Raw genomic sequence first — 16,139 nt, 5'->3', positions numbered from 1 at the left:
GTCGGGACCGGATTATGGCGTGCGGGGGCGGCCGTGACTACCCGTCGGTAGCAGCGGGTTCCTCCAGCAGCTCCACCATCCTGCGCAGCCCCCGGACGAGTTCCCGTCCGCTCGGGGCCTGACCGGGATCGGTCAGGGCCTGCACCATCACCCCGCTGAGCAGCGCGAGGTGCACGGACCCCAGGGCGCGTACGTCCTCCTGCGCGACCTCGTCCTCGGACACGCCGGCCAGCTGCGCGGCGACCATCCGCCGGGAGCGGCGCTGACCCTCCGCCAGCGCGGCGAGCAGCTCGGGCGAGGTCTGGGCGTGCACGAAGGCCTCGATGTTCGCGATCCAGAGCCAGCGCATGTCGAGGAAGTCGCGGCTCTTGCGGTCCCAGGTGTCGGCGTAGCGGTCCTCGCGGGTCTCGCCCTGCCCGGCGAGCCGGCCGGAGCCGGCGGCCCATTCGTCCATGGCCTCGAACAGCGCCTGGTTGAGCAGCACCTCGCGCGATCCGAAGTGGTAGCCGATCGCCGCCATGCTCACCTGCGCCGCCGAGGCGATGTCGCGCACGGTGGTGCGCGCGTACCCCTTCTCCTGCAGGCAGCGGCGCGCTCCGGCGAGCAGGTCCTCGCGATTTCCCATGCCGGGATCGTATCCGCGTCCGCCCTTTTGGGCGCACGCGCAAGACGTACGTATTGCGCGTGCGCCCAAATCCTGGCAGGCTCAGGGCATCACCGCAGGACACGCAAGGACACACACGGGGAGAGCGGAACCATGCGCCACACGCTGACGATCGACGACCGCACGCTGTCGTACCTGGACTCCGGCGGCCCGGGCCGCCCGCTGCTGGCGCTGCACGGCGGCATGTCCGAAGGCCTCGCCTTCACCGGCCTCGCCGGCGCGCTGGGCGACGCGTGGCGGGTCATCGCCCCCGACCAGCGCGGCCACGGCGACTCCGGCCGGGCCGGCGACTACCACCGCGCCGGATACGTCGAGGACGCCGTCGCGCTGCTCGACCACCTCGGGCTCGACGCCCCGGTCGCCCTCCTCGGCTACTCCCTCGGCGGACTCAACGCCGTCCACCTGGCCGCCGCCCACCCCGGCCGGATCTCGGCGCTCGTGAACATCGACGCCGCCGTGGACGTCAACCCCGCGGACGGCGCCTGGACGGAGTTCCTCCGGGGCATGCGCTACAGCGCGCCCACCCGGGAGGAACTCCTCGCCGCGGCGGGGCCGGTGGGCTCCGCGTTCGTGGAGCAGGCGCTGCGCCCGCTGCCCGACGGGGGCTGGCGGCTGCCCTTCCACCCCCAGGACATGCTCGACTCCGTCGAGGCCTGCCGCGGCGACCACTGGGCCGCCTGGCTCGGGAGCAGCTGCCCGGCGCTGCTGGTCCACGGCACGCGCAGCACCTCGCTCCCGCAGGCGCAGGCCGACGCGATGACCACCCGCCGGCCGGGGACCACGTACGCGCCCCTGGACGGGGACCACTTCCTGCCCTTCACCGACCCGGACGGGGTCCACGGGGCGGTGGGGAAGTTCCTCGCCTCGCTGTAGGCGGGAACGCCGGAGGGGCGGCGGGCCGATGGCCCACCGCCCCTCCGGGCGCGCGGTACGCGGGTGTCGCGGGTGTCGCGGGTGCTTCCGGTGTTACTTGACGACCGTGATCCGGTCCGCCGCCGGCGGGGCGATCGGGCTGTCCGCCGTGGACTTCGCCAGGAGGGCGTTGAAGGCCTCCAGGTCGGGGACGCCGACCAGCTTGTTCTTGTGGTCCTTCAGGACGGTGAAGCCGTCACCGCCGCCCGCGAGGAACTCGTTCATCGCGACCCGGTAGGTCTTGGCGGGGTCGATGGCCGCGCCGTTCAGCCGCACCGAGTCCACGACGATCCGGTCCGCGCCCGACCTGGTCAGGTCCAGGGTGTAGGTGAAGCCCTTCGAGACCTGGAGGATCTTCGGGTTCGGGCCGTTGACCGTACCGCTGACCTGCTGCTGGAGCGCGGTGATCAGCTGCGCCCCGGTCAGATCCACGACGTTCATCAGGTTGTTGAACGGCTGGACCGTGTAGGACTCGCCGTACGTCACGACGCCGTCGCCCTCGGCGCCCGCGGCCTTGTACGCCAGGTCGGCGCGGATGCCGCCCGGGTTCATGATCGCCAGCTGCGCGCCGCCCCGGTCGGCCGGAGCCGTCGCGTCCAGCTGCGCGTCGGCGATCAGGTCGCCGAGCGGCTTCTCCGGCGCCTCGGAGCCGCGGCCCGCGATGTCGGCGGAGATGAAGCCCATGGGACGGCTCGCGACCGGAGCGGCGAGGGCGTTCCAGCGGGTGATCAGCTCCGTCATGTCCGGGGCCTTGGGCAGGGCGCGGGAGACGAGCTTGTTGACCGGCTTCGGCGAGCTGACCGGCGTACGGACGATGTCCTTGGTCTGCCGGTCGTAGGTCAGCGTGGTGTCCGTGAACAGCCGGCCGTACGAGGCGGCCGAGGTGACCGTACGCGGATTGCCCGCCGGGTCGGGGATGTTGCAGGAGTACGCCTGGTGCGTGTGGCCCGTCACCAGCGCGTCGACCTTCGGGTCGACGTTCTTGGCGATGTCGACGATCGCACCCGAGATCCCGGCGCCGGCGCCCGCCGCGTCGCAGTCGTAGTTGTACGCGCCGTTCGCGGGCAGACCGCCCTCGTGGATCAGCGCGACGATCGACTTCACGCCCTGCTTGTTCAGCTCTTCGGCGTACTTGTTGATCGTCTCGACCTCGTCGCCGAACTTCAGGCCCTTGACCCCGTCGGCGGTCACGACGTCCGGCGTGCCCTCCAGGGTGACGCCGATGAAGCCGATCTTCACGTCCCCCTTCTTCCAGATGAAGGTGGGGGACAGCAGCGGACGCTTGGTCTTCTCGTCCGTGACGTTCGCGGCCAGGTACTGGAACTCGGCGCCCGTGTACTCCTTGCCGTACTCGGAGCAGCCGTCGACCGGGTGGCAGCCGCCGTACGCCATGCGGCGCAGCTCGGTCTTGCCCTCGTCGAACTCGTGGTTGCCGACGCTGGAGACGTCGAGCTTCAGCTTGTTGAGCGCCTCGACGGTCGGCTCGTCGTGGAAGAGACCGGACAGCATCGGGCTGCCGCCGATCATGTCGCCGGCCGCGGCCGTGACGGAGTACTCGTGGCCCTTGCGGGCGTCGCGCAGCGCGGTCGCGAGGTATTCGACCCCGCCCGCGGGTATCGACTTGGTGGTGCCGTCAGCCTGACGTTCGATCACCGTGCCGGAGGAGCCCTGCGGGGCCTCCAGCGTGCCGTGGAAATCGTTGAACGACAGCATCTGTACGTCGACGGTGCGGCTCGGGGCCGCTCCGCCGCCACTCGCGGCACCGGCCGGCAGAGCGGCGGCGACCAGCGCTCCGGCCCCGGCGGTGAGGGCGAGGGCGGAGAGGGTCAACCGGCGGGCCGTGCGGTGCCGTTGTGGCTTCGCTGACATTTGTTCCCCTTTGTGGACAGCGAGACAACTTGGGAGGTCCGCCGCAGCCTATGGTCAACGCGCGTAGCACGACAGGGGGTATCGGGTTGCGAGCTGGTTACGCGCGCGGTCCACGGGGCAGTTCCGCGGACGGGTCGCGGCCGGGCCCGCGCCGAGGAGCGCGCGCCGGGCCGGCGGGGGATCGGCGGAGGCTCTGCCGGTTGGGATCCGCGGGAAGTTCGCGGGGAGTCCGCCGACGGCCTGCCCGCGACGGGCCCACCACCGCCCGCCAACGCGTCGCGGACGGGTCGCGGACGCGTCGCGGACGCGTCTCGCTCGCCTCGCGGAAGGCTCGCGGACCGGCCGGGGCCGGACCGGGAACCCGCCGAGAACCTCCGCGCACCCGGCCCGCGGGACGCCGCGCCCCCCGGCCGCGGTCGTAGGCTCGGGGCATGACTGACGCAGCAGCGGCCCTGGAGCCGGGACGGCAGATTGAGATCCTCGACGAGCTGACGGAGGAACAGGCCGTATCCGTACTGGCCCTCATCCACGAAGCGGCCCGCACCGACGGCACCACCGCCGTCTCCGAACAGGGCCGCCTCCAGCTGCGCGGCGGCCCGCGCGAGGGGATCCGCCACTTCCTCCTCACCGCCGACGGCCGGCTCACCGGATACGGGCAACTGGAGGACACCGACCCGGTGGAGGCCCCCGCCGCCGAGCTCGTCGTGCACCCCGCGCTGCGCGGGCGCGGCCACGGCCGGGCGCTCGGCTCCGCCCTGCTGAACGCCTCCGGCAAGCGGATCCGGGTGTGGGCGCACGGCGGCAAGTCCGCCGCGCGGCACCTCGCCCAGGTCCTCGGCCTGACCCTCTTCCGCGAACTGCGCCAGCTGCGCCGCCCCCTGGACGAGGCCGCCGCCCCGCTCCCGGAGCCGGCCCTGCCGCCCGGCGTGACGGTGCGCCCCTTCGTCCCCGGCCAGGACGACGCCGCCTGGCTCGCGGCGAACGCCGCCGCCTTCGCCCACCACCCCGAGCAGGGCGCGCTGACGCAGCGGGACCTGGACGACCGGATCGCCCAGCCGTGGTTCGACGCGAAGGGGTTCTTCCTCGCGGAGCGGGACGGCGAGCTGGTCGGCTTCCACTGGACGAAGGTCCACGCGGAGGAACGGCTCGGCGAGGTCTACGTGGTCGGCGTCCGCCCGGGCGCCCAGGGCGGCGGCCTCGGCAAGGCGCTCACCGCCATCGGCCTGCACCACCTGGCCGCCTCGGGCCTGCCGACGGCGATGCTCTACGTGGACGCCGACAACCCGGCGGCCCTCGCGGTCTACGAGGGCCTCGGCTTCACCACCCACGAGGTGGACCTCATGTACCGCACGGAGAGCTGAGCGCGCGGGGGCGGACGCCGGTGGTACCGGGACGATCCGGTACCACCGTGACGGTCCCGGGACATTCCCGGCGGCCCTGAGGGGGAACAGGTCGTAGCGACCGTGGTTCCGGCAGGGCTCGCCCCCGGGGCCGTCGAGCAAGGCAAGGAGCCCCCATGCGCGCCCCCCGCACCACCGCCGTCGCCCTCGCCGCCGTCCTGCTGGCCGCCGCGGCCCCCGCGGTCGCAGCGGCCGCCCCGGTGACGGGGAGCGGCCCCGCCGCCCCCTCCGCCTGCCGTCCGGCCAACCACAGGGCCGAGATCACGGCGGCGCCCGCCAGTGCGGGGCACCACCACTACCGCGTCACCCTGACCGCGCCGCGCGGGTACGACTCCTGCCGGCTGGCCGGCTCACCGACCGACGTGCGGTTCTCCCGCCACGGCGCGCCGGCCCCCGTCACCGCCGGCCACTACGGCGACCAGGACACCGCGGTCACCTTCGGGCCCGGCCACCCGGTGCACTTCGACGTCCAGGTCCCGAACGACGCCCGCCAGGCCGCCGCGGACGCGGCTTCCTTCACGCTCCGTGCCCCGGGCGGAGCGATCCCCGGCACGTCCTTCGCCGAGGGCCTGATGGAGGTCGCCCCCGGCACCCTCGTCGGCCCGGTCCGCCCCGGCGCCTGACCGCCCCCTCCCCGCCCCTCCCCGCCCCTCCCCACCCCTCTTCTGCACCCCCGGACGGGGCCGGGGCACGCCGGAGCGCGCCCCGGGAGCCGCCGTCGCCCGGCCGGGGGAACCGTGCGCCAGCCTGACCCTGGAAGCCATACGCCATTAACCGGGCATTCAGACGCGCTTGCCAGTCTCCGGACATGCAGCCCCGACTCCGACTGACGGCCGACACTTCCGACGCGCCTGTCTTGCCCCGTGCGCGGAAGAATGGAGTCATGAGCCACCAGCCGAGCGCGAGCCCCGCGGGCCCCACCGAGGTACCCGCCCAGCACCCGTCCCCCGCAGCCCCCGCCTCCGCCCTGACCCGCCCCACGGGCCAGACTCCGGACCAGGTCAAAGCGGAGGCCCAGGCCCAGACGGCCCGGACCAGGGCCCGCATCGGTTCCATAGCCGCCCACCGGCCCCACGTCGACCTCGATCCCGACCTGGACGCCGATCTGGACGCCTACGAGGACAAGGACGAGTCCGGCGAGCTGCCCGCGGACCGCTTCCTCGACCGGGAACGCAGCTGGCTGGCCTTCAACGAGCGCGTGCTGGAGCTCGCCGAGGACCCGAACACCCCGCTGCTGGAGCGCGCCAACTTCCTCGCGATCTTCGCGAGCAACCTCGACGAGTTCTTCATGGTCCGCGTCGCCGGCCTCAAGCGCCGCATCGCGACCGGCGTCGCCACCCGTTCGGCCTCAGGCCTCCAGCCCCGCGAGGTGCTGGACCTGATCTGGACCCGCTCGCGCGAGCTCATGGCCCGGCACGCCGCCTGCTACCAGCACGACATCGCCCCGCAGCTCGCCGAGGAGGGCATCCACCTCATCCGGTGGCCCGACCTCACCGAGAAGGAGCAGGCCCGCCTCTTCACCCTGTTCCGCAACCAGATCTTCCCGGTGCTCACCCCGCTGGCCGTGGACCCCGCGCACCCCTTCCCGTACATCTCGGGGCTGTCGCTGAACCTGGCCGTCGTCGTGCGCAACCCCGTCAGCGGCCACCGGCACTTCGCCCGCGTCAAGGTGCCGCCGCTGCTCTCCCGCTTCCTGGAGGCCTCCCCGCAGCGTTACGTCCCGCTGGAGGACGTCATCGCCGCGCACCTGGAGGAGCTCTTCCCCGGCATGGAGGTGCTCGCGCACCACATGTTCCGCGTGACCCGCAACGAGGACCTGGAGGTCGAGGAGGACGACGCCGAGAACCTCCTCCAGGCCCTGGAGAAGGAGCTCATGCGGCGCCGCTTCGGCCCGCCCGTGCGCCTGGAGGTCGAGGAGTCCATCGACCCCGGCGTCCTGGACCTCCTGGTGCAGGAGCTGAAGGTCTCCGCCGCCGAGGTCTACCCGCTGCCCGGCCCGCTCGACCTGACGGCCCTCTTCGGGATCGCCTCCCTGGACCGGCCCGAGCTGAAGTACCCCAAGTTCGTCGCCGGCACCCACCGCGACCTCGCCGAGGTCGAGTCCGCCTCCGCGCCCGACATCTTCGCCGCGCTGCGCGAACGCGACGTCCTGCTCCACCACCCGTACGACTCCTTCTCCACCTCCGTACAGGCCTTCCTGGAGCAGGCCGCCGCCGACCCGGACGTCCTCGCGATCAAGCAGACGCTCTACCGCACCTCGGGCGACTCCCCGATCGTCGACGCCCTGATAGACGCCGCGGAATCCGGCAAGCAGGTCCTCGTCCTCGTCGAGATCAAGGCCCGTTTCGACGAACAGGCCAACATCAAGTGGGCGCGCAAGCTGGAGGAGTCCGGCTGCCACGTCGTCTACGGCCTGGTCGGCCTCAAGACCCACTGCAAGCTCTCGCTCGTCGTCCGCCAGGAGGGCGACACGCTGCGCCGCTACTCGCACGTGGGCACCGGCAACTACCACCCCAAGACCGCCCGCCTGTACGAGGACCTCGGCCTGCTCACCGCCGACCCACAGGTCGGCGCGGACCTCTCCGACCTCTTCAACCGGCTGTCCGGCTACTCCCGGCGCGAGACCTACCGCCGCCTGCTGACCGCACCGAAATCCCTGCGCGACGGGCTGATCTCGCGCATCGACAAGGAAGCCGACCACCACCGGCTGGGCCGCCCGGCCTACGTCCGGCTCAAGATGAACTCGATCGTCGACGAGGCCCTCATCGACTCCCTCTACCGGGCCGCCCGGGCGGGCGTACCGGTCGACATCTGGGTCCGCGGCATCTGCGCCGTACGGCCCGGGGTGCCGGGGCTGTCGGAGAACATCAGGGTCCGCTCGATCCTCGGCCGCTTCCTGGAGCACTCCCGGGTCTTCGCCTTCGGCAACGGCGGCGAACCCGAGGTGTGGATCGGCAGCGCCGACATGATGCACCGCAACCTCGACCGCCGCATCGAGGCACTGGTCAGGGTCGCCGACCCCGCCCACCGCGCGGCCCTGGACCGGCTGCTGGAGACCGGCATGTCCGACGACACCTCGTCCTGGCACCTGGGACCGGACGGCGAATGGACCCGGCACAGCACCGACGCCGAGGGCCAGCCGCTGCGGCACGTACAGGAGATGCTCATAGACGCCCGGAGGCGCCGGCGTGGCTCAGCCAAACCATGACCCGACCGCAGGTGACGTGCTCGGCGTCTACCTGCGTTCCCAGGCCACCGCGTTCCTGCGGGGGCTGCGCGTGCACGAGGAGAGCGGGTCCGACGCGGCGGTGAGCAGCGAAGCGGCGCGCCGCCTGCGGGGGGCCGCGCGGCGCATCGCCGGCTCCCTCGGCACCTTCCGGGTGGTGACGGAGTCCGCGTGGGCGGACTCCCTGCGCACCGAGCTCGTCTGGCTGTCCTCGACGCTGGCCGACGAGCACGCGTACGCCGCCCGGCTGTCCCGCCTCATGGAGGCCCTCCAGCGGCTGTCGGCCGCCCCCGAGGTCCCGGCGCCGCGGGGGACGGCCGGGGCGCTCACGGTGGGCTCCGCGCGGGCGGGGGCGCTGCTGGAGCGGCAGCTCACGCTGGCGCGGACCAGGGCGCACTCCGCGACCCTCCAGGCCCTCGGCTCGTCCCGCTTCCACGCGGTGGCGGACGCCGTCGCGGTGCTGGCCTCGGAGGTCCCGCTGGACCCCGTCGCGGCGCGGGGGAAGACCGAGGAGGTCCTGGTCCCGCTGGCGGCGGCCGCCGGGGCCCGCCTGGACGAGGCCCTGCACACGCTGCCCGACGCCCGCGAGAGCACCCCGTACTCGGCGCACGAGGACAGCGCCTGGCACGAGGTGCGCCGGCTCCTGCGGGTGCACCGGTACGCGCGGGAGGCGCTGGGCGAGGACGTGGCCCGGCTCGCGGCGGCCGGCGAGGCGCTCGACCGGCACCGGGACGCCTCCGAGGCCGCCACCGCCTCGGCGACGGCGGCCCGCACCCCCCGCATCGCCCCGGCCACCGCCTACGCCCTCGGCGTCCTGCACGCCGACCAACGCCACGCCGCCCTGGCCGCCCGCCTCTCCTTCCACCACCTCTGGCACCCGGTCCCAACCCCCCTCTGACCCCGCCCTCGCCGGCCCTCGCCGGCCTCGGCACCCTGCGCGGAATTCCGCCCGTGGGCCCTCGGACGGGGCCGTTGCCCCCAGCCGGGGGCGCGGGCGCGCCTCCCGGGATTCGGACAGCTGCGCCGGACTCCGTCCGGGGCCGTCCCGAGCCTGCGGGTGGGTGCGCCGCTTCGCGGAGAGGTCCCCTACCCGCCCTTCCACCGTTCCCCGGGCTCCGCCCGGACCCGTCACCCCACGGCGCTCCGCGCCCGCGCCTCAAACGCCGGCGAGGCTGAAGTTGCCCCCCGAGGCCCAAGGAGACGACTCACGCCGACCCAATCCAGCCCCGCCGGCGATTGAGGCGAAGAGGCCCGGGCGGACACCAGGGGCCGGGCCCGGAGCGGCGAAAACCGGCCACCCCCACCGACGGCCAGGAGAAGGTCACGGGCGGATAACGGGCGGATAACGCCCGATTACGCCCAGGTACAAACCACCCCATCCGCACCGGGCCGTCCGCCACGGTTCACCCCCCGTTCACCAAGCGCGGCCGACGGCTTCACCTCTTCTGCCTAATTTCAGTACTGCAAGGTGCGAGCCGCTTCGGAAACGAAGGTGTCCGCCCCCGCGACCCCGTAGTCCTCTTCGCACGCCGCCCCGAATCAGAAAGCGGCCGGCGGCTCCTCGGAAGGAACACCCGAAAGTGAAGCTTCAGCGCAAGAACCGGCTTCGTGCCTCCGCCCTCGGGGCCCTCGTCGTGTCCGGCGCCCTGGTCCTCACGGCGTGCGGCTCGGACAACAACACCAAGACCGACGCCGGTGGCAGCAGCCCCAAGGCCTCCGCCCCCGCCCCGGGCGACATCAAGTGCGACGGCGCCAAGGGCAAGCTCCTCGCTTCCGGCTCCTCCGCGCAGAAGAACGCGGTCGACCTGTGGGTGAAGAACTACATGGCCGCCTGTTCCGGCGTCGAGGTGAACTACAAGTCCTCCTCCTCCGGTGAGGGCATCGTCGCCTTCAACCAGGGCACCGTCGGCTTCGCCGGTTCGGACTCCGCGCTCAAGCCCGACCAGGTCGAGGACTCGAAGAAGGTCTGCACCGGCGGCCAGGGCATCAACCTGCCGATGGTCGGCGGCCCGATCGCCCTCGGCTTCAACGTCGCCGGCGTCGACAAGCTGAACCTCGACGCCGCCACGATCGCCAACATCTTCAACGACAAGATCAAGAAGTGGGACGACGAGGCGATCAAGAAGCTGAACCCCGGCGTCACGCTTCCCTCCACCGCCATCCAGGCCTTCCACCGCTCCGAGGACTCGGGCACCACCGAGAACCTGGGCAAGTACCTCAAGGCCGCCGCCCCCGAAGCCTGGACCTACGACGCCGCGAAGAAGTGGCCGGCCCCCGGTGGCCAGGCCGCCTCCGGCTCCGCCGGTGTCGCCTCCCAGGTCAAGGCCGTCGACGGCGCGATCGGCTACTTCGAGCTCTCCTACGCCAGCTCGCAGAGCATCAAGACGGTCGACGTCAACACCGGCGCCGGCACCCCGGTCAAGGCCAGCGCCGAGAACGCCTCCAAGGCCATCGCCGCCGCGAAGATCGCCGGCACCGGCTCGGACCTGGCGCTGAAGCTCGACTACACCACCAAGGCCGAGGGCGCGTACCCGATCGTCCTGGTCACGTACGAGGTCGTCTGCGACAAGGGCAACAAGGCCGAGACCCTGGGCACCGTGAAGTCCTTCCTGGACTACACCGCCTCGGACTCGGGCCAGAAGGTCCTCTCCGACAACGGCTACGCCCCGATCCCGGCCGAGATCAACACCAAGGTCCGCGAAGTCGTCAAGTCGCTGTCCTAGTAGTCACCAGCAGTCGCTAGCAGTCGCCCGAGGTCCGGTCCGCCCCCCGTCCGGGGCGGACCGGGCCCGGGAACCTCCCCCTCCACCCGGGGGGATCCGGTGCACCGCCGCCAGGGGGCCTGCCCCCCACACAGACCGGAAAGACCATGGCTTCCACCACACCCACCCAGATAGACCAGGCTCCGCCTGTCTCCAAGAGCACGAGGTCCACCGGCCGCGCCGGTGACAAGATCTTCGCCGGGCTCTCCAAGGGCTCCGGCATCCTGCTCCTGGTGATCATGGCGTCGATCGCCGCCTTCCTCACCTACCGCGCCACCATCGCCCTGTCGCAGAACGAGGGGAACTTCCTCACCACCTTCGACTGGAACGCCTCCTCGAAGCCCCCCGTCTTCGGCATCGCCGTCCTGCTCTTCGGCACCGTCGTCAGCTCGATCATCGCGATGGTCATCGCGGTTCCGATCGCCGTCGGCATCGCCCTGTTCATCTCGCACTACGCGCCGCGCAAGCTGGCCGCGCCCCTCGCCTACGTGGTCGACCTGCTGGCCGCCGTGCCGTCGATCGTCTACGGCATCTGGGGCGCCCTCTTCCTCGTGCCGCAGCTGAACGGGCTGAACCTCTGGCTCGACCAGTTCTTCGGCTGGACCTACCTCTTCGAGAAGACCCAGGTCGGTGTCGCCCGCTCGCTCTTCACCGTCGGCATCCTGCTCGCGATCATGATCCTGCCGATCGTGACCAGCGTCAGCCGCGAGGTCTTCCTCCAGGTCCCGCGCATGAACGAGGAAGCCGCCCTGGCCCTCGGCGCGACCCGCTGGGAGGTCATCCGCATGTCGGTGCTGCCCTTCGGCCGCTCCGGCGTCATCTCCGCCTCCATGCTCGGCCTCGGCCGCGCCCTCGGCGAGACCATGGCCGTGGCCACCGTCCTCTCCCCGAGCTTCCTCATCTCGCTGCACGTCCTGAACCCGGGCGGCGGCACCTTCGCGCAGAACATCGCCGCGAAGTTCGACGAGGCCAACGAGTTCGGCCGCGACGCGCTGATCGCCTCCGGCCTGGTCCTCTTCCTGCTCACCCTGCTGGTCAACGGCGCCGCGCGCCTGATCATCGCCCGTCGCAAGGACTTCTCGGGGGCGAACGCCTGATGAGCCACGCACTCCAGGACCAGCGCCCCGTCGGGGCCCGCAAGTCCACCGCGCCCGCCGGCCTCACCCGGGGCGGCCTGCCCCGCTGGGCCCCCGCGGGCATCGGCGTCCTGTCGATCGCCCTCGGCGCCGGCATCGGCGCGGTCGCCGGCCTCGACAGCAAGATCCAGTGGGGCCTGCTCGCCGCGCTGCTCTTCGTCGTCATCACGTACACCGCCAGCGCGGTCGTCGAGAACCGCCGCCAGGCCAAGGACCGCGTCGCCACCTCCGTCGTGTGGGTCTGCTTCGTCCTCGCCGTCATCCCGCTGCTCTCGCTGCTGTGGACCACGGTCAGCCGCGGCCTGAAGGCCCTCGACGGGGCCTTCCTCACCCACTCGATGAACGGCGTGACCAGCTTCGACGAGGGCGGCGGCGTCTACCACGCGCTGCTCGGCACGATCGAGCAGGTCGCCCTGGCCACCCTGATCGCGGCCCCCATCGGCCTGCTGACCGCCGTCTACCTGGTCGAGTACGGCAAGGGCTCGCTCGCCCGGTCCGTCACCTTCTTCGTCGACGTGATGACCGGCATCCCCTCCATCGTCGCGGGCCTGTTCATCCTCACGACGTGGAACCTGATGCTCGGCTTCGGCCCCTCCGGGTTCGCCGGCTCGATGGCCCTGTCGATCCTGATGATGCCGGTCGTGGTCCGCTCCACCGAGGAGATGCTCAAGCTCGTCCCGAACGAGCTGCGCGAGGCCGCTCTGGCCCTCGGCGTGCCGAAGTGGCGGGTGATCCTCAAGGTCGTCCTGCCCACGGCCATCGGCGGCATCTCGACCGGTGTCATGCTGGCTGTGGCACGCATCGCCGGTGAGACCGCGCCGATCATGCTGCTGGTCTTCGGTTCCCAGCTGATCAACGGCAACCCCTTCGAAGGTGCTCAGTCCTCCCTCCCGCTGTACATCTGGGAGCAGTACAAGGTCGGCAGTGACGCCTCCTACGACCGTGCGTGGGCCGCAGCGCTCGTACTGATCGCCTTCGTCATGATCCTCAATCTGGTGGCCCGCGGCATCGCCCGCTGGAAGGCCCCGAAGACCGGTCGCTAAGAGCGAGCCCCTTTGCGGCTCCGCCGCGGTGACCACATGAAAGCGAAGTGACCCCTCATGGCCAAGCGAATCGACGTCAGCGGCCTCTCTGCCTTCTACGGCACCCACAAGGCCATCGATGACATCTCGATGACCGTGGAACCCCGCTCCGTGACCGCCTTCATCGGCCCCTCCGGCTGCGGCAAGTCCACCTTCCTGCGCACCCTGAACCGCATGCACGAGGTCACCCCCGGCGGCCGCGTCGAGGGCAAGGTGCTGCTGGACGACGAGAACCTGTACGGGGCCGGCGTGGACCCGGTCGCGGTCCGCCGCACCGTCGGCATGGTCTTCCAGCGCCCGAACCCCTTCCCCACCATGTCGATCTTCGACAACGTGGCGGCGGGCCTGCGCCTGAACGGCAGCTACAAGAAGTCCGAGCTCACCGAGATCGTGGAGAAGTCGCTCCGGGGCGCCAACCTCTGGAACGAGGTCAAGGACCGCCTGAACAAGCCGGGCTCCGGCCTCTCCGGCGGCCAGCAGCAGCGCCTGTGCATCGCCCGCGCCATCGCGGTCGAGCCGCAGGTCCTGCTGATGGACGAGCCCTGCTCGGCCCTGGACCCGATCTCCACCCTCGCCATCGAGGACCTGATCGGCGAGCTGAAGGAGCGCTTCACGATCGTCATCGTGACGCACAACATGCAGCAGGCCGCCCGCGTCTCCGACCGCACCGCCTTCTTCAACCTGGCCGCCGTCGGTCAGCCGGGCAAGCTGGTCGAGATCGACGACACGGACCGGATCTTCTCCAACCCGTCCGTCCAGGCCACCGAGGACTACATCTCCGGCCGCTTCGGCTAGACCGGGATGTGAGGAACGTCCTGCGGTGCTGCATGGCGGTGCCACCGCAAGGCGAAAGAAAAGGGCCGGCTCCCCCTGGGTGGGGGGAGCCGGCCCGCTTTCGTACGGCCGCCGCTACGACACGAAGGCGAGGTCCACGATCCAGAAGCTGACCGCCGCCACCAGGGCCGCGGCCGGCATGGTGATGAACCAGCCGAGGATGATGTTCTTCGCGACGCCCCAGCGGACCGCGTTCACGCGCTTGGTCGCGCCCACGCCCATGATCGCCGAGGTGATCACGTGGGTGGTGGAGATCGGCGCGTGGAAGAGGAAGGCCGAGCCGAACATGATCGAAGCACCGGTGGTCTCCGCCGCGAAGCCCTGCGGCGGGTCCAGCTCGATGATCTTGCGGCCGAGCGTGCGCATGATGCGCCAGCCGCCCGCGTAGGTGCCCAGCGACAGCATCACGGCGCAGACGATCTTGACCCAGATCGGGATCGCGTCCCCCGCGCCCTGCACGTCGGCGATGACCAGCGCCATCACCACGATGCCCATCGTCTTCTGGGCGTCCTGGAGGCCGTGGCCCAGCGCCATGCCCGCCGCCGACACGGTCTGCGCGATCCGGAAGCCGCGCTTGGCCTTGTGCGGATTGGACCGGCGGAACATCCACAGGATGGCGACCATGACCAGGTAACCGACGACGAGGCCGACCACCGGGGAGACGAACATCGGGATGACGACCTTGTCGATCACCCCGGACCAGATGACCTCGGTCCCGCCGGCCAGGGCCGCGCCCACCATGCCGCCGAAGAGGGCGTGCGAGGAGGACGAGGGCAGACCGAAGTACCAGGTGATCAGGTTCCAGACGATCGCGCCGACCAGCGCGGAGAAGAGGATCCACATCCCCCGGTTGCCGTGGGGCGTCGCGATCAGGCCCTCGCTGACCGTCTTGGCCACCCCGCTGCCGAGGAAGGCACCGGCGAGGTTCATCACCGCGGCCATCGCCAGCGCCGCCCGCGGGGTCAGGGCCCGGGTCGAGACGGAGGTGGCGATGGCGTTCGCCGAGTCGTGGAAGCCGTTCGTATAGGTAAAGCCGAGCGCGACACCGATGGTCACGATCAGAGCAAAGGTGTCCACGAGGTTCAGGACTCCTTGACCGCGATGGTCTCCACCGTGTTCGCGACGTGCTCGAACGCGTCGGCGGCTTCTTCGAGCACATCGACGATCTGCTTGAGCTTCAGCACCTCCATGGCGTCGTACTTGCCGTTGAAGAGCTGGGCGAGCAGCTTGCGGTGGATCTGGTCCGCCTGGTTCTCCAGCCGGTTGACCTCGATCCAGTACTCGGTCAGGTTGTCCATGGTGCGCAGGTGGGGCATGGCCTCGGCGGTCAGTTCCGCCGCCCGCGCCAGTACCTCGATCTGCTGCTCGACGCCCTTGGGGAGTTCTTCGACGTTGTAGAGGACGACCAGGTCGACGGCCTCCTCCATGAAGTCCATGATGTCGTCGAGGCTCGACGCGAGGTTGTAGATGTCCTCGCGGTCGAACGGCGTGATGAAGGAGGAGTTCAGCTGGTGGAAGATCGCATGGGTGGCGTCGTCCCCCGCGTGTTCCGCCGCCCGCATCCGCTCCGCGATCTCGGCCCGGGCGGAGGGATCCGCTCCGAGCAGTTCCATCAGGAGCTTGGAGCCCGTGACGATGTTGTCCGCGGATGCGGCGAACATGTCGTAGAAGCTCGTCTCCCTGGGGGTCAGACGAAATCGCACGTGAGGTCCTCGGGGTGCATTGGATTCGGTCAGGCTGATGCTAGGCGCATCCCCCGGCCACGGCTAACCGGCGGTTCCCCAGTGTCCTCCATCGGGCACAGTGGGCGTCACGGACCCCCGTCCAGCGAGCCGGGGCCCAGTACCCTATACCCATGAGGGGTATGCACCCCTCATTCCGGACCACGGGAGGACGCATGACGACCATCGAGACGGAGGGCTCCGGAGCCGTCCACGGCTACCACCACCAGAAGGACGAGCACCTCAAGCGGCTGCGCCGGATCGAGGGCCAGATCCGCGGCCTCCAGCGGCTCGTCGACGAGGACGTCTACTGCATCGACATACTCACCCAGGTCTCGGCGAGCACGAAGGCCCTCCAGTCCTTCGCCCTCCAGCTCCTGGAGGAGCACCTGCGCCACTGCGTCGCCGACGCGGCCGTCAAGGGCGGTACGGAGATCGACGCGAAGGTGGAGGAAGCCACGAAGGCCATCGCCCGCCTGCTGCGCACCTGACGGACGCGGGGGTCCGGGGGCGACGGCCCCCGGCAACGGCGC

14 protein-coding genes are annotated in these 16,139 nt (G+C 71.2%); 10 read left to right on the top strand and 4 right to left on the bottom strand.

The genetic code is table 11. From position 1 onward, the window contains the following. Nucleotides 1-37: 37 nt before the first annotated feature. On the bottom strand, nucleotides 38-625 hold the full coding sequence (locus ACFYYT_RS26415) for a helix-turn-helix domain-containing protein (RefSeq protein ID WP_351826656.1): 588 nt from the start codon (nucleotides 623-625) through the stop codon (nucleotides 38-40). 132 nt (nucleotides 626-757) lie between these two features. On the opposite strand from ACFYYT_RS26415, the gene ACFYYT_RS26410 reads away from it, so the two are divergent. Then, nucleotides 758-1,537, top strand: coding sequence for an alpha/beta hydrolase (locus tag ACFYYT_RS26410; RefSeq protein WP_351826657.1), 780 nt, complete (start codon nucleotides 758-760; stop codon nucleotides 1,535-1,537). A 93-nt stretch (nucleotides 1,538-1,630) separates the two neighbouring features. Here the strand turns inward: ACFYYT_RS26410 and ACFYYT_RS26405 are convergent, their stop codons facing one another. Then, nucleotides 1,631-3,445, bottom strand: a complete 1,815-nt coding sequence (locus ACFYYT_RS26405) for a bifunctional metallophosphatase/5'-nucleotidase (protein ID WP_351826658.1) — start codon at nucleotides 3,443-3,445, stop codon at nucleotides 1,631-1,633. 431 nt (nucleotides 3,446-3,876) lie between these two features. Between ACFYYT_RS26405 and mshD the strand changes: the two genes are divergently transcribed. The 8 genes from mshD to pstB all read left to right on the top strand — a co-directional run bounded on the left by mshD (nucleotide 3,877) and on the right by pstB (nucleotide 13,846). Further along, on the top strand, nucleotides 3,877-4,806 hold the full coding sequence (gene mshD, locus ACFYYT_RS26400; protein ID WP_351826659.1) for a mycothiol synthase: 930 nt from the start codon (nucleotides 3,877-3,879) through the stop codon (nucleotides 4,804-4,806). A 155-nt stretch (nucleotides 4,807-4,961) separates the two neighbouring features. Next, entirely contained in the window at nucleotides 4,962-5,468 is a 507-nt protein-coding gene (locus ACFYYT_RS26395; protein WP_351826660.1) for a DUF4232 domain-containing protein, read from the top strand. 260 nt (nucleotides 5,469-5,728) lie between these two features. Beyond that, nucleotides 5,729-8,053: an RNA degradosome polyphosphate kinase gene (locus ACFYYT_RS26390; RefSeq protein ID WP_351826661.1), complete on the top strand. Its 2,325-nt coding sequence runs from the start codon at nucleotides 5,729-5,731 to the stop codon at nucleotides 8,051-8,053. Continuing rightward, nucleotides 8,034-8,969 carry a CHAD domain-containing protein gene (locus ACFYYT_RS26385; RefSeq protein ID WP_351826662.1) on the top strand — a complete coding sequence of 312 codons (936 nt, stop codon included), beginning with the start codon at nucleotides 8,034-8,036 and terminating at the stop codon, nucleotides 8,967-8,969. Before ACFYYT_RS26390 ends, ACFYYT_RS26385 begins: the two co-directional genes overlap by 20 nt. Before the next feature lie 682 nt (nucleotides 8,970-9,651). After that, entirely contained in the window at nucleotides 9,652-10,794 is a 1,143-nt protein-coding gene (gene pstS / locus ACFYYT_RS26380) for a phosphate ABC transporter substrate-binding protein PstS (protein WP_351826663.1), read from the top strand. A gap of 146 nt (nucleotides 10,795-10,940) precedes the next feature. Next, nucleotides 10,941-11,930 carry a phosphate ABC transporter permease subunit PstC gene (gene pstC / locus ACFYYT_RS26375; RefSeq protein WP_351826664.1) on the top strand — a complete coding sequence of 330 codons (990 nt, stop codon included), beginning with the start codon at nucleotides 10,941-10,943 and terminating at the stop codon, nucleotides 11,928-11,930. Next, complete coding sequence (gene pstA, locus ACFYYT_RS26370) at nucleotides 11,930-13,012, top strand: phosphate ABC transporter permease PstA (protein ID WP_351826665.1); 1,083 nt, start codon at nucleotides 11,930-11,932, stop codon at nucleotides 13,010-13,012. Before pstC ends, pstA begins: the two co-directional genes overlap by 1 nt. 57 nt (nucleotides 13,013-13,069) lie before the next feature. Continuing rightward, nucleotides 13,070-13,846 (top strand): phosphate ABC transporter ATP-binding protein PstB, encoded by a 777-nt coding sequence (pstB, locus tag ACFYYT_RS26365; RefSeq protein ID WP_351826666.1) that lies wholly within the window; start codon nucleotides 13,070-13,072, stop codon nucleotides 13,844-13,846. Between the two features lie 114 nt (nucleotides 13,847-13,960). On the opposite strand, the gene ACFYYT_RS26360 is transcribed toward pstB, so the two are convergent. Together ACFYYT_RS26360 and ACFYYT_RS26355 are read right to left on the bottom strand one after the other, a co-directional pair. Continuing rightward, nucleotides 13,961-14,962, bottom strand: coding sequence for an inorganic phosphate transporter (locus ACFYYT_RS26360; RefSeq protein ID WP_351826667.1), 1,002 nt, complete (start codon nucleotides 14,960-14,962; stop codon nucleotides 13,961-13,963). Nucleotides 14,963-14,967: 5 nt separating this feature from the next. Then, nucleotides 14,968-15,588, bottom strand: a complete 621-nt coding sequence (locus ACFYYT_RS26355; RefSeq protein ID WP_351826668.1) for a DUF47 family protein — start codon at nucleotides 15,586-15,588, stop codon at nucleotides 14,968-14,970. Between the two features lie 194 nt (nucleotides 15,589-15,782). Between ACFYYT_RS26355 and ACFYYT_RS26350 the strand changes: the two genes are divergently transcribed. Then, entirely contained in the window at nucleotides 15,783-16,097 is a 315-nt protein-coding gene (locus ACFYYT_RS26350) for a metal-sensitive transcriptional regulator (protein WP_351826669.1), read from the top strand. Nucleotides 16,098-16,139: the final 42 nt, after the last annotated feature.

This window comes from Streptomyces sp. NPDC002032 (assembly GCF_042890765.1).
Taxonomy (GTDB): domain Bacteria; phylum Actinomycetota; class Actinomycetes; order Streptomycetales; family Streptomycetaceae; genus Streptomyces.
The sequence above is the reverse complement of the archived record's forward strand: the minus strand, read 5'-3'. Positions and strand labels throughout refer to the sequence as shown.